The following is a 15003-nucleotide window of genomic DNA, read 5'->3' on the forward strand; positions in this document are numbered from 1 at the left end:
GAAGCCGATCAAGTTTGATTTACCGCAATTGAAAATAAATTTAAAAGGATGAAAAATATGAAAACAATAATTCAAAATAGAAATCTATATATACTCTTGCTGATTACCTTTTTTGCCATGGCCTGTAAAAAGGATTTTATGGATGTAAACCCTCCCGATAAAATATCTGCAGAGCTGGTTTGGAAAGACCCAGCCCTTGCCCAGGCTTTTGTAAATGATATTTACAATGGATTGGGGAACGGTGGTTTCTCAGAGCAGATGCTTGCCTCTGTTTCGGATGAAGCTTTGTTTACACACCCAACCAGGGGGATAGACCTGATCAATAATGCGACCATTAATCCATCTACATTGGGCTGGGTAGACGATACCTGGGCCTATAAACAGATGTATAACCGGATAAGGGCCTGCAACACCACAATTGAAAGGATTGTTGGCGGCGATAACGGGCTTGCAAGCCAATCGCTAAAAGATCAGCTATTGGGCGAAGCCTATTTTTTACGGGCTTATTTTTATCAACAGTTGTTGCGCTATTATGGAGGCGTACCCATTATTGCCAAAACATATGCTTTGAGTGATGATTTTAAGGTAAAACGCAATACTTATGAAGAATGCGTAAACTTTATAGTTAAAGACTGCGACGAGGCTAACAAGCTCCTTACCGGTAAAACATTGGATAAGGGGCGCACCACTGCACTTGCGGCGCTGGCACTAAAATCAAGAGTACTGATTTACGCTGCAAGTAATTTGCACGATAGGGCACTGCTAACAGATAAGATTAAAAACATTGATGCCAAGAAATTAGATTTCCTAAGCTATGCAAGCGGAAGCCAGCCTGAACGTTACAGACTGGCCAAAACCGCTGCAAAAGCTGTTATGGATTTGGGTACTGGTTATAAACTTGGGCTTACAGCTCCGGTTTCTGCAGCCGATGGAAGCTTAAACTATAAAAGTATAGCCATGGGTGGAGCGAGTAAAGCACCAAATATAGATGCTGCGGCTGCTTCCGAATTGATCTTTGCCCGCTATTTCATTATTCAGAGCAATATTAAACATGCACAGCAGAATGGCCCGAATGGTTATCATAACTGGGCGGGCAATACGCCGATCGGCCTGCTGGTTGATGATTATGAGATGAAAGACGGTACCAGGTTTAGCTGGACCAATCCTGCTCAAAAAGCCAGCCCTTACACAGACAGGGATCCGCGCTTTTACGCAACCGTTTTATATGATGGTGCCGGTTGGAAACCCCGCGATAAGGCATCGGGCAATGTAGATCCGGCCAGCCAGATCCAGACCGGGATTTACGATCTGATTGATAACGGTTCAAGAATTGATTTTAAAGGTTTGGATACCCGTGGAAGTTCTATTGAAAACTGGAACGGTAGCTGGACCGGATATTACTACCATAAGTTTATAGATCCAGATCCAACCATTGTAGATGCCTCGATGTCGCAAAATGTGCCTTGGCCTTTCTTTAGGTATACCGAAGCAGTGTTTAATTACATTGAAGCCAGTATTGAACTTGGCGAGCTGAGCGATGCCACCAATTGGCTAAATAAAATCCGTTTCAGGGCGGGTATGCCAGCGGTTACCGCTACAGATCAGGCTGGTTTGAGAGCCGTGTACCGCCACGAGCGCCGTATCGAGATGGCTTATGAAGAACAACGTTACCACGATGCACGCAGGTGGTTAATTGCAGAAGAAACACTCGGTAGAAAGGTTACCTATATCAAGGTTACGGGTAAATTTAAGCCAGGCAAAACCATGTCGGCCCCTTACCACTACGATAATACTGTTTACGATTATACCTATAGTCCGGTAGAAGAAAATGCACAGGAGAACAGGAGCTGGGACAATAAACTTTATTTCAGGCCATTTAGCCGCGATGAAATAAACAAGAATAACCTATTGGAGCAAAACCCGGGTTATTAAGTTAACCGGTACAAGGAGAGCCCGATGCGTATCAACGCGCATCGGGCTTTTATAACATTAATCAGTACATCAGGTTCCGGTTTAGTGTTTTTAAGTTAGATTAGAATAAAGAAGTTTTTTTATGCTTTTTTTGAAATCTGATCGGTAACTTTCTCCTACTGATAAATTCAAATTATTCTTAAGCGAAATTGCAAATCCCTCTACTTTTTCAATATGCTTGATAGATATAATATAAGATTTGCTAATCCGCTTCATAAATAAAAAAATCTTAAGGTCATGCTCCATATCTGATAATTTATAATAGGATACTAGCACACCATTAATGGTATGTATATTAATGTAGTTCCCATTTCCTTTGATAGCAATTATCTCATCGACATAAACTCTTTGCACCTGCATTTTACTGCCTAGTGTTACCATAATATAGGGCTTTTCTTTAGCTAAATTATTAATAATTCTGCCTATCATACTTTCAAAAGATTCGAAGTCAAAAGGTTTATATAAAAAATGCTTCGCATTAACATTATAGCCGTCGATAGCATATACAATATGCGCACTAACTAGCACAATATTATTTGCTTTATGGGCAATTTTTTCTGCAAGTAATACACCATTTAAGCCAGGCATTTCTACATCAATGAATGCAAAGTCTACCATGTTTTCCGATGTAATTATTTCCTGTAAAGCCAATACAGGATCTGAATAAGCTTTAACTAAATTCAGACTTGATATTTTACCGATACAACCAGCAAGCAATTTTAATGCAATTGGTTCATCATCTACGATTATACAAGAAAATGGTATCAAAATATTTTATAAGATAGAGGTTAAGTTAAATTTATTAAATAACGGATATTTTAGTTGAAAATTTTGTTAATTCTTCGGGCTTGCATAATATTTTAAGGGGGTTGGAATAATAATTAAAAATGTAAATTCTATTGTTTGCAATTTGTAATAGTAAAATGCTAACCAGATATGAATTTATTTAAAAGGCAGTCGAATAATATTGTAGCAGTAACACAATTGTTAGTTGAAAAATTAAAAGTGAGCGTAACAAAAACAACTGTTGCACAATGTTTAACTGATCATCCGGATTACCCAAGTCTAATGGCTGTAACCGATTGCCTTAGCGATTGGTATATTGCTAACGAGGCAAGAAACATCCCGAAAGTAAATTATAAAGAGTATGAAATGCCATATATTGCTCAATTAACTTCAAATGGGGGTAGCTTTATTTTAGTCAATGGGGTTAATAGTCAAGGGCAAATTTCTTACAGTGACGAAAAGCATTTAAAAGCTTTAATGCCTGAAGATGAATTTTTACAGAAATGGAGCGGAAGTGTTTTACGTGCTGAGGCCAATAATGAGAGTACTGAACCCAATTATAAAAATGCCCGCTTAGCCGAAGTATTTAATACGGTAAAAATTCCCTTTTTTATATTGATAATTATAGGAGCTATTTTATTTGCCTTACCGTATCAATCGCTTACTGTTGGTTATGGCCTATTTTTATTATTAAAACTTACAGGGATTGGATTGAGTGTTCTCTTATTGGCCCATAGCATAGATGCTAACAATCCCCTTGTTCAAAACTTATGTAGCTTAGGCAATAAGAACAATTGCAACGCCATTCTAAAATCAGATGTGGCCAAAATTACCAATTGGTTAAGTTGGAGTGAGGTGGGTTTCTTTTATTTTACGGGTACTTTTCTTTGTTTGTTGTTAAATGCCGGTAGTATTAATTTCGTGGTATTGCTTAGTATACTAGCCTTGCCCTATACTTTTTATTCTATTAGCTATCAGTTCAGGCATAAGAATTGGTGTATGCTTTGTTGTGCGGTACAGGCTGTTCTCTTACTCGAAAATTTGACGTTTTTAGGCTTTAACCTTTGGTCTTCAAGCTTATCTAGCCCTCCTTTCTTAACTGCCCTTTCTAGCTTAATTTGTTTACTTTTTCCCATTTTAATTTGGTCATTGCTAAAACCGTTCTTGCTTAATAATACTGAATATGAGCCGCTTAAACAGCAGGTTAAAAAGTTTAAATATAATGATCTACTTTTCAATCAAGCCTTAATCAACCAACCACGTTATGTTATAAATGATGAATTGCTGCCCGTTGTTTTAGGTAATCCCGAAGCCGAAACGATAATTACAATAGTTAGCAATCCATTTTGCGGGCCATGTGGTAAGGCCCATCAAACTTTGGATGAGTGGCTTAAAACAAGAGACGATCTACAGTTAAAAATTATTTTTACTACGGCTGATCACGAAGACGATACCAGAACAAAAGTTTCTCGGCACATTAGTGCTTTAACTCAATCTAAAGATGTAGTTATGCTTGAACAGGCCCTCAATGATTGGTATGGCTCACCATCAAGAAAGTATGAGCAATGGGCAGAGAAATACCCAGTTAATTTTAGTAGTGAAATGAATGCGGTAACGCAAAAGCAAAAGGATTGGTGTGAAAGAGCTGAAATCTCCTTTACACCTACCATACTGATTAATGGCTATAAATTACCGGAGCCTTATAGGCTGGAAGATATAAAATATTTATTAAGCTAAAAGATGCCAAACACTCATAGGATAGTTATTGGGTTTATTTAAAGATTTATCTCATGTTAACAATCTTTTGTGCAAAAAGGGGCAGAACGGTTGCAAACGAAACTGCCCCAAGAACGAATACCAACGTATATTGGTATCGCTTAAGTTATCCTTGCGTGAAAGGATAACAAAATTCTAAAAAATCAAATTTAAAATTTAATTATGAAAAAATTAAGTTTAAACCCAAATGCCTTTGATAAAGGCGAGGTGCTAACAAGAGCACAGTTGAAAAAAGTGATGGGGGGTGGAAGTGCCCCAGAAAGCGGTGAATCTCCCAAAATAACAGCTTGTCAAGATAAGAAAGATGGTGATTATTGCGTTTGGACATATGAAGGTACTTCATATGAAGGGCATTGTCGATCATATCTGGCCTCTCCCTTAGCTTGTTCAAGTCTTATATAATAAACCCCATCATTCTAGCAGATCTTGAGGAAAGCTCTGCTAGAATCAAATGAAAAACTATGATCAATATAACTAAATCAAATCTTTGTTACATATATAGCCTTCTGTTTTTGTTAATATATAAACAGGCAGTCGGTATGGTTGTAGCTGAACCATTTGTAAAGGCGGGTACAGCTAAGTTAACTGGAAGTATAAAAAGTCTCAGTGGGTCAAGTAAAGATAGCATTTTTATAAATGTTACTATTCCACATCCAATTTCGGGAGAGTATGCTAAATACAAAGCGTTTGTTGATCGGACAGGGAATTTTTCTATTGAAGTAAATGTTGAAACAGTTGTTTCTTTGATAGCACTGAATACAAGTTTAGCGCCAGAGAAATATCTTCTCGTTAAATTGAAAAGCGGTACTGTTACTAACCTTGATATTGCTTATAAGTCAAATTTTGGAATCGAAAATATTCATGTCACACCTAGTATGAATCAAAATGATGTGATCCATGGTTTTGAGGTTCAGAATAAAATGATTGGATACCGCTCGGGTAGAACACCGGAACCTTTGTATAATAAAAGTACTGATTATTTTCTGAATTACGTTAAAAATGCTTTATCGGAGAGATTGGCGATTGTAAATAATGATACATTAATATCAAAAGAATTAAAGGATGTGCTGATTAAAGATCAGCGTTTAATTGTATACTATTCATTTGTATTTGATTACAAAGATCAGATGATACTGAATTATCGTAATACAAATGTAGACAAGAGCAAAGAACCCAGTATAGAAAAGATTGATAAAACCTATTTCCGGTTTTTAAAAGACCTTAATCTCAATGACCAACAATATTTATATTGTTTTAATTTCCTAGAATTTCAGAAAGAAATTCTAGGAAATGAAATATTAGCACTTCCTGCAATCGGAGAAAGCGATATCCCATCGTGGTTAGCAAGTGTTAAAGCTATTTTGTCGGATTTAGTAGGATTCAAAAATGGGTCATATTATGATATTTTAGCGGCTAACTCCTATGCTAAACAACTAAACGAAGAAGTAAAGCCACTGACTGAAAAGCAAAAGAAAAATATAATAAATTATTGGAAGAAAGGAGAAATTGCAAAGATTTTATTTCGAAAAAATAAGCAGGTTATAGAACAGGATATGCTAAAATCTCCCTTTTTTGTAAATGATGTTTCATCAGTTGCTAATGAAAAAGTTATTGAAACAATTGTATCAAAACATAAAGGAAAAGCTGTTTTTATTGACCTCTGGGCAACTTGGTGCGCTCCCTGTTTGGATGCAATGCAACAATTTAGAAGTACAAAAGATAATTTTCGTAATAAGGATGTAGCATTTATATATGTTACAAATGGTTCTTCACCTCGAAAGCTGTGGGAACAAAAAATTAAAGGGATAGGAAATGAGCATTATTATTTGAATGGGTCCCAATGGAATTATATTATGAAAAATTTTGAGTTCGAGGGTATTCCATCATATTTATTGTATAATAAAAAAGGTGTGCTTGTTAATAAATTTATCGGCTTTCCGGGAAGTGAAGAAGTTAAAAGAATGATCAACAGTCTTTTATAAAACAAATAAAATAAACGGTCCGTTTGCTCAAAGTAAGCTGATATCGAGCAAAGAACTTCCTATAATGAGTACCGATCCTTATCTGTACTGCTTAAGCTAACCTCGCATGAAAGGGTAACAAAATCTTAAAAATCAAATTTAAAAATTTAATTATGAAAAAATTAAGTTTAAACCCAAATGCCTTTGATAAAGGCGAAGTGCTAACAAGAGCACAGTTGAAAAAAGTGATGGGGGAACTAACCTAAATGATACCTCAGTATGCAATGATTGGGGAAACTCTAGTTATGATATTTGCTATAATTGTTGCCTCTCATGGCAATCAACTCAACCTCAAGGTCCGAACGATCAGGGTGGCTTAACATATTGTAGTGATACTTGTGGTCGTAATGGTGGCGGTGGACCAGTGGTTACCACATAAAGTGGCTTCAGTTTTAATGTTAGGAAGATATTTCTTCCTAACATATGTTTTGAAATTATAGTAAATTATTGAAATATGAGATTTATAATTATAATATTATTCTTGTTTCCAGCTTTTTTGTCCGCTCAAGTCATCACATTTAAGATTGAAGGATCGATCATAGACTCGACGAATGCTAAGTATGCTTATCTAGTTGGTCCCAGTAAAAAAGATACCTTATTTAAAAATGTTAAGATTGTTGAGGGGAGTTTTTTATTTAATGATTCCTGTGATTTAGATAAGGAATTTTTTAGGTATGGATTTATTTTTTTTGATGACAGACCAAATGTCAGTTTAGCAGAAATTGCTTCGAAATTGAAAACTAGGATATGGCTGGTTGGTGCGAGCAACGAACTTAGGTATATTGTGTTAGAAGACATAAAATTGTCTTTTCAGAAGGCCGCGGATGCCAAAAATGCTAAAATCATGAAGGATGGAATATTTGCTAAACAAATCGAAGAGCTTAATAAAATGAGAAAATCTTATACCACCAGTGAATTCATAAAGCAACACCCGGATTCACCGGTAAGTCTATATTGTTTAATTGGGAACGTGAATTTTTATGAGGCTCCAGTTGAAAAATCTGCATTGGAAGAAATGTGGGGAAACCCAAAAGAGCTCTTTGAAATACTATCTGATCGCTTAAAAAATAGCGTGCTTGGTAAAGAACTTAAACTGAAAATAGCTAAATATTATAATTAGATGATTAGGTATCTTTTTGCATTTTATCTGTTTCAAATAACTGTAATTTCTCAAGCTCAAGACATCAGTCTTAAATTAGATAATGCTCCTCAAAATTTAAGTAAGGTAAAAATCTACTTAACAGATTTGTGCGGATATGAAACAGTAGTGGATTCTTGTAAAGTTTTGAAGCAAAAGTTTGTTTACAGCAAACGTTTTTTGGAACCGCAAAAGGTTAGGCTAGAACTGCTATGGCAGAATAAAAAACAAACCAGTATTAGTTTTACAGCGTCATTGCCTAAATACATCATTAATGTTGGGGAAGACTTAAAACCTAGATTACGTCTCATACCTAAAAATAATTTTGAACGCCAAATAGAAGAAATTACAGGCAAGATCAATAGGGGCAATAAAATTAGAGATAGTATTATTAAAAATGTAAGCTACCAAAATCAAAGTATTTCTTCTGCTGAGGAAAGGGTCGAGATTGTTCGAGATTCAATAGATAGAATTATTGATATTCAGGTGTATAAAGAGCATTATACAAGGAATTTGGATAATGTATCTGGATTATATGCATTGTGTGAATTTGCAGAAAGACCTTATAATAATCAGAGAATAAAATCTTCCCCTCAAGAAATCGAATTGTTATTCAGTAGGTTAAGTAAAAGCATTAAAGAATTACCATTAGGTAAAAAATTATTGAATAAGATAGAAATTGCAAAAAGAATGAGTATAGGCATGTTATTTAATAATATTTCATTATCAGATACAAATGGGAATGCAGTGGATGTTTTAGATTTAAACAAAAGGTTTCTACTGGTTGATTTTTGGGCAAGCTGGTGCATTCCTTGTAGGGAGCAAAGCCCATCATTAAAGAAGCTATACACTAAATATGCTGGACTGGGGTTTAATATTGTTGCAGTAACTATTGATAGACCAGACTCCTATGATAAATGGGTTGGTGCAATAAAAGTTGATGGCACAAATTTATGGACACAATTAAGCGATTTTAATGAGCTGGCAAAAAAAAAAATATAATGTGCGCTATGTTCCTTCCAATTATTTGATAAGTGCAAAGGGAGAAATAATAGCAAGAGATTTAACCATGCAACAGTTAGAAGAAAAATTAAGAGAATTATTTGGGAAATAAAATAATAATTTATGATTTATTTATCAGCTCAACCCGATCAATATTATTTCCTTTGGCAACTTAAATTACAGTTGTTTAATTTTATTAAGCATGGTATAAAACCTGAACAAATACACATTCTGGTAGGATTTGATATAAAGAAAGGTATATCTCAAGAGTTTAGGGCATTTAAAGAGAAAAATCCGGATGTTAATATTCACTTTTATGAAGATACAAGAAAAAATAGCCTCTACCTATCTTCATTGCGTCCCCATATAATTTCAAAACATTTTCAAGCTTTTGAATTTTTACAAAATGAAGTGGTTTTCTATCATGATTCAGATATTATTTTTTCCAGTTTACCGGCTTTTAACGATTTAATAAATGATGATATATGGTATGTGTCAGATACTCGTTTTTATCTGGATTCTAAGTATATTAAATCAAATGGAGATGAGGATTTGTTCTATAATATGTGTGATATTATCAAAGTAGATCCAATTAAAATACTTGAAACTGATAATAATGCTGGTGGTGCACAATACCTGCTGAAAAATTGTGACATAAAGTTTTGGCAAAAGAATGAAATAGATTGCGAGACATTATTTGAATTTCTGTCTACGTATAGAACACAAAAAGAGTTTTTCAATAGGGTTGGTAATAAGACTAGTATCATTGATGCATGGTTGACTGATATGTGGGTAATGTGGTGGAACGCTATTTTCTTTAATAAAAATTTTCAGATCCATAAAGAATTAGATTTTAGTTGGGCGTATAGTGATATTGAAGAATGGAAATCGAAGCGAATTTTACATTATACCGGAGGAGTTGCTTTAGAGAATAAAAGTTTATTTAGAAAAAGTAATTATTTTTATTACGAACCATTTTTTGATGATTTTACTCAAATAAATAAAAGAAAATGTAGTTATCCTTTGATAGGAATAATTAAGGAATATAATAGATGTGTTGATTGCCAAAGAATTGATTTGAAAGATGTTACTTTCTTGATGTCTGTAAAGGTGGACTCGCAAGACAGGCTCGAAAACATTTATGCGGTGACTAGATATTTATGTACTCATTTTAAAACAAAAATCTTGCTTCTGGAAGCTGATAAGACAGCTAAGCTACAGAAGAAAATACTTCATCGAGATATCAAATATGTATTTGTTAAGGATGAGAATATGGTGCTACATAGAACAAAATATAATAATATTTTAATAAACGAAGCCAAGACACCTTATATTTCTATTTACGATGCTGATGCGATTTTGCCTACTAATCAGGTTGTTGAATCAGTGATGTTGCTTAGGAATTCTAGCTGCGACGTTATACTACCTTATAATGGCTATCGATATAACGTTGATATGCTCTTAAAGACAATATTTATTAGAATACTGGATGAGCAATTTTTGATAGCTAACAAAAATAAACAATTTAATACCCCAAAGAGTACAGATGGAGCTTGTGTTTTTTTGAATAGGAGTACTTACATTAAGGTTGGCTGTGACAACGAAAATCTTAAATTCTTTGGATCTGAAAATGCTGAGCGTGTTAAACGATTGAGGATGCTTGGGCATAAAACGAAACGGATTGACGGCCCTTTATTTCATCTTTATCATGAAAAGCAGAAGTGGAGACTACCTAATCCCGTAAAATCGATAATATCTTGAGCCGTCTATAATAATTAATGATTGGATACAGAATAGACAGTAAGAAAATATGTTAATTACAGAATACGAAAAAAGAAAAACTCCTAGACGCGATAAATCAACGGGATTGTTCAATGGTGATGTTGGAGACTGTTTATCATTATTTATCGAATCGCTGGATAATGATAAGCTAAAACAACGGGCAGAAATTTTATTGGAGCATATAGCAGATAACGTTAATCAAATTAGTTCATGTAATTTTGAAGATGGGCTGGCTGGTTTGGGATTTGCTATAGAATGGTTAGCTCAAAATAACTTTATCAATATTAATACTGATGAAATATTAGAAGATATTGATGACTACTTATATAAAGATGTTGTATTTGAAAAAAAATCATCGATCATGCTCGGTGATGGCTTATTAGGCAAAGGTTTATTTTTTTATAAACGACTCCAGGCAAAAAACCCTAATCAAAATCGGTATAGGATTATATGTCTTAACGAATGTTTAGTTCTTTTATCCGACGAACTATTAAATTGGTTTACCAATTTAGAAGTAGGATTGTTAAATAAGAAAATCTTAGATTTTTCAAGCCAAGAAATTATAACAACTGCTCAATCTTTAATTTTTTTTGAGAAATTATTTTCCAGTCGATTGAATACCAGATCTGCAGAACGAGGAATCTATATTATTTCATCGTTTTTAAAACGAGCTTTTGAAGATAATGAAGTGTATTCACAAGTTAATTGCATTTATTTAGTTCATGCTTATGTAAATGTTGCAATAAAACTGAATGAAAAACAATGGTTGAATTTGGCAAGAGAAACATATTACAGATATTTAAATGCAGAACATTTGGAAAATTTAAATGCTCAAACAAATTATATTAATAATTATTTAAGTTTAATATTCAAAGTTGATTATAAGTTTAAAAAAACTATTGGGCTTTCTAGACTTGAAAGTGCTTTAACATCTTCATTATTTAAGAATGAAATTGCTGAAATTTGGTTATTAAATTAATGGTTAGAGCTTTCCCTTTTTACAAACAACCCGACCAAATGGACTGTGGGCCCACCTGTTTACGTATGGTGGCCAAGCATTATGGTAAAAATTTTAGCTTACAGCGGTTAAGAGAGGTTTCGGGGATTAATAAAGAGGGGGTATCTTTATTGGGCATTAGCGAAGCTGCGGAAAAAATTGGTTTCAGAACCATTGGTAGCAAACTTACCTTAAGCCAATTAGCTGATACGGAGTTTCCGATAATTATACATTGGAATCAAAATCACTTCGTAGTGCTTTATAAGATTAAATCGGAAAGGCAAAGGGCAGGGAATAAAAGCGACTATCTATATTACATTGCCGATCCGGCTAAAGGTTTAATAAAATATAATCATACAGAATTTGTAAAAGGTTGGTTAAGTACTCATAATAATGGAGAAAGTCAGGGTATAGCTCTCGCACTTTTGCCAACTCCTGATTTATATGCGCAAGAAGGGGATAAAAATAATGGCTTAAACTGGAGTTATTTATTGCGCTATCTATATCGGTATAAGCAACTGATAATCCAGTTATTTGCGGGTTTGGGAGTAGGTAGTTTATTGCAATTAATTGTACCCTTTCTTACCCAGTCCATTGTTGATATCGGAATTAACACTCGAAACTTAAATTTTATCTACATTATTTTAATTGCACAAACCATGTTGTTTTTGGGTAGAATGAGTGTGGATTTTATCGGTTCGTGGATTTTATTGCATATCAGCACAAGAATTAACATTTCAATCTTAACAGATTTTTTGATTAAGCTGATGAAATTACCTATGAGTTTCTTCGATACAAAAATGACTGGTGATATTATGCAACGTATGAATGATCAGGGAAGGATTCAAAATTTTTTAACAGGTTCTACTTTAAGCATTATTTTCTCGATGTTTAATCTAGTTGTTTTTGCAGTAGTATTAGCTTATTATAATTTAAACATTTTCCTTATTTTTTTGATGAGCAGTGCACTTTATTCTGCTTGGGTAATTGCTTTTCTCAAAAGAAGAAGAGATCTTGATTTTAAAAGATTTGACCTATCTTCCAAAAACCAGAGTGCTATTGTACAGCTCATAAGTGGTATGCAAGAAATTAAGCTGAACAACTGTGAGCAGCAAAAACGGTGGGAGTGGGAACGACTGCAGGCAGGTTTGTTCAGGTTTAGCATTAAAAGTTTGTCATTGGGGCAAATACAACAGACCGGAGCTTTTTTTATCAATGAAGGTAAGAATATCCTTATTACATTTTTAGTTGCTAAATCGGTAATTGATGGCAATTTAACTTTAGGGGGGATGATGGCTGTGCAGTACATTGTTGGTCAAGTGAATAGTCCGATAGAGCAATTGTTAGGATTTATCCAGTCGCTTCAGGATGCTAAAATAAGTTTAGAACGCCTTAACGAAATACAAAGGATGGATGACGAAGAGCCGCTGGATAAAACTTTTTTAAAAGAATTACCCTTAAATAAAAGTATTACCATTAATAATTTAAGTTTTAATTATCCAGGTGCAGGAAATGAGCCTGTTTTGAAAGGCATTGATTTAGCCATTCCAGAAGGTAAAATTACGGCCATTGTTGGGATGAGTGGAAGCGGTAAAACTACTATTTTGAAGCTGCTTTTACGTTTTTATATTCCGCAAAAAGGTGAAATAAAAGTTGGCACAACCCACATTGATCAGATTGGTTATAGATATTGGCGTGGAAAATGTGGAGTTGTAATGCAGGACGGATTCATATTCTCAGATAGTATTGCAAAAAATATAGCTGTTGGAGATGAACACCCCGATTCTGACAAGCTTCAGCATGCTATCAAAATGGCCAACATCAGTGATTTGATAGAAAGCCTTCCATTAGGTTTTCATACCAAGATCGGTGCCGAAGGTAATGGCATTAGTCAGGGGCAAAAGCAACGGATTTTAATTGCAAGAGCAGTTTATAAAAACCCAGAGTATATCTTTTTTGATGAAGCAACCAATTCCCTCGATGCTAATAATGAAAAGGTAATAATGGAAAATTTAGAAGATTTTTTTAGGGGGAGAACAGTGGTCGTGGTGGCCCATCGTTTGAGTACCGTTAAAAATGCAGATAATATTGTAGTGCTCGATAAAGGTATTATTGTAGAGCAAGGTTCGCATGCCGAACTTACCAGTACTAGAGGTGAATACTATAATTTGGTTAAAAACCAGTTGGAACTCGGTAATTAATTAAAACGATCAAAGATGCCAATAGAATCAGAAACAATCTATCTGAATAGTGAAGAAGTGAACGAAATCATTACTGCAGTTCCAGCTTGGATTTTACGTTGGGGTATTGCCTTAATTTTTGCTGTACTTTCTGGAATTATTCTACTTTCTGCATTAATCGATTACCCTGATGTTATAAGAACTGGTTTAAAAGTTAATTCCTTAAATGCTCCTAAAACTGTTTTAGCAAAACAGGGTGGAAAACTTATTAGATTATTGGTAGAAGATGGGCAAATGGTTAAAGAAAACCAATTACTGGCTTATCTTGAAAGTACGGCGAATCACGAGCAGATCCTTCAGTTAAATAGCCAGTTAAAAAGTTTTCAGCGAAATCTTAAAATTACCTGTGAAATAACTCACCTACCTACTAATTTAAATTTAGGAGAGCTTCAAGCTAGTTATCAAAGCTTTTATCAGCAATACCTTCAATATCAGTCAACACAAAAAAATGGTTACTATATGAATAGACTAGATTTTTTGTCACGTGATTTAAATGATATTAATGCCTTAAAAAGTCAAATTAAAAAACAGCAAAAGATTCAAATGCTTGAATATGCAAACCAGGAAACAGAATATAAGGCCTATCAGAAACTGTTCAAAAATAAGGTGATTTCGAGAAGTGAGTTTACCCAACAAGAAAACAAATTTTTATCGGCTAAGTATCCGCTTCAACAAACTGAAATGGCTATGTTGAATAATTCCAGTAACTATGCCTCAAAAGAGAAGGAATTGTTGGATATTAAGCACACTATAGCAGAAGAGCAGGCAAAATTTGGGCAAGCCTTAAACCAATGTATAACTGAAAGTGATAATTGGATATTGCAGCATATTTTAAAGGCACCTTTCGCGGGTAAATTAAGTTTTGCAGGTATTGTACAACAAAACCAAAATGTTGTAGTTGGTCAAGAAATTTTCATCATAAACCCAGGGAATGCCAGCTTTTTTGGGGAGATACAAATTCCCCAATATAATATGGGGAAAATACATGAAGGTGAACTCGCTTTAGTGAAATTAAGGAGCTATCCCTTTGAACAATATGGCATGATTAGGGGGCGACTCTCTTATATATCAGATGTGGCTTACAAAGACAGCGTCTTTATAGCAAAAGTAAGTTTTGAAGCTTTTGAAAATAAAGATCCTAACCGGAAAATTATCCTGAAGAACGGTATGCAAGCTGATGTGGAAATCATTACGGAAAAGAGTTCATTGCTAGAGCGCTTTTTTAGAAATATAACTAAAATGTTAAATAGTGGTAATTAATTAAAAAATATACCATTATCTTATTGCTCA

Annotated in this window: 12 protein-coding genes; 11 read left to right on the forward strand and 1 reads right to left on the reverse strand. The window is 34.3% G+C overall.

Annotated elements, in window-relative coordinates; genetic code table 11:
* The first annotated feature begins 57 nt into the window (after window positions 1-57).
* Complete coding sequence (locus ACS5PU_RS10425; RefSeq protein ID WP_439459223.1) at window positions 58-1932, forward strand: RagB/SusD family nutrient uptake outer membrane protein; 1875 nt, start codon at window positions 58-60, stop codon at window positions 1930-1932.
* Between the two features lie 90 nt (window positions 1933-2022).
* Here the strand turns inward: ACS5PU_RS10425 and ACS5PU_RS10430 are convergent, their stop codons facing one another.
* Window positions 2023-2739 (reverse strand): LytR/AlgR family response regulator transcription factor, encoded by a 717-nt coding sequence (locus tag ACS5PU_RS10430; protein WP_439459224.1) that lies wholly within the window; start codon window positions 2737-2739, stop codon window positions 2023-2025.
* Window positions 2740-2907: 168 nt separating this feature from the next.
* Between ACS5PU_RS10430 and ACS5PU_RS10435 the strand changes: the two genes are divergently transcribed.
* From ACS5PU_RS10435 to ACS5PU_RS10480, 10 genes are all read left to right on the forward strand, one after another.
* Window positions 2908-4494 (forward strand): vitamin K epoxide reductase family protein, encoded by a 1587-nt coding sequence (locus ACS5PU_RS10435; protein ID WP_439459225.1) that lies wholly within the window; start codon window positions 2908-2910, stop codon window positions 4492-4494.
* A 201-nt stretch (window positions 4495-4695) separates the two neighbouring features.
* On the forward strand, window positions 4696-4935 hold the full coding sequence (locus ACS5PU_RS10440; protein WP_439459226.1) for a hypothetical protein: 240 nt from the start codon (window positions 4696-4698) through the stop codon (window positions 4933-4935).
* A 59-nt stretch (window positions 4936-4994) separates the two neighbouring features.
* Entirely contained in the window at window positions 4995-6515 is a 1521-nt protein-coding gene (locus ACS5PU_RS10445) for a TlpA family protein disulfide reductase (RefSeq protein WP_439459227.1), read from the forward strand.
* 493 nt (window positions 6516-7008) lie between these two features.
* Window positions 7009-7674, forward strand: a complete 666-nt coding sequence (locus tag ACS5PU_RS10450; RefSeq protein WP_439459228.1) for a hypothetical protein — start codon at window positions 7009-7011, stop codon at window positions 7672-7674.
* Window positions 7675-8694, forward strand: a complete 1020-nt coding sequence (locus tag ACS5PU_RS10455; protein WP_439459229.1) for a TlpA family protein disulfide reductase — start codon at window positions 7675-7677, stop codon at window positions 8692-8694.
* On the forward strand, window positions 8669-8806 hold the full coding sequence (locus ACS5PU_RS10460; protein ID WP_439459230.1) for a TlpA family protein disulfide reductase: 138 nt from the start codon (window positions 8669-8671) through the stop codon (window positions 8804-8806). Before ACS5PU_RS10455 ends, ACS5PU_RS10460 begins: the two co-directional genes overlap by 26 nt.
* Window positions 8807-8817: 11 nt before the next feature.
* A complete protein-coding gene (locus tag ACS5PU_RS10465; protein ID WP_439459231.1) occupies window positions 8818-10455 on the forward strand; it encodes a hypothetical protein in 1638 nt (545 codons plus the stop codon).
* Window positions 10456-10504: 49 nt separating this feature from the next.
* Window positions 10505-11455, forward strand: a complete 951-nt coding sequence (locus tag ACS5PU_RS10470) for a hypothetical protein (protein ID WP_439459232.1) — start codon at window positions 10505-10507, stop codon at window positions 11453-11455.
* Entirely contained in the window at window positions 11455-13674 is a 2220-nt protein-coding gene (locus ACS5PU_RS10475; protein ID WP_439459233.1) for a peptidase domain-containing ABC transporter, read from the forward strand. Before ACS5PU_RS10470 ends, ACS5PU_RS10475 begins: the two co-directional genes overlap by 1 nt.
* Window positions 13675-13689: 15 nt before the next feature.
* Window positions 13690-14973: an HlyD family secretion protein gene (locus ACS5PU_RS10480; RefSeq protein ID WP_439459234.1), complete on the forward strand. Its 1284-nt coding sequence runs from the start codon at window positions 13690-13692 to the stop codon at window positions 14971-14973.
* Window positions 14974-15003 lie beyond the last annotated feature (30 nt).

The sequence above is a fragment of the Pedobacter sp. GSP4 genome (assembly GCF_051857575.1).
Taxonomy (GTDB): Bacteria; Bacteroidota; Bacteroidia; order Sphingobacteriales; family Sphingobacteriaceae; genus Pedobacter.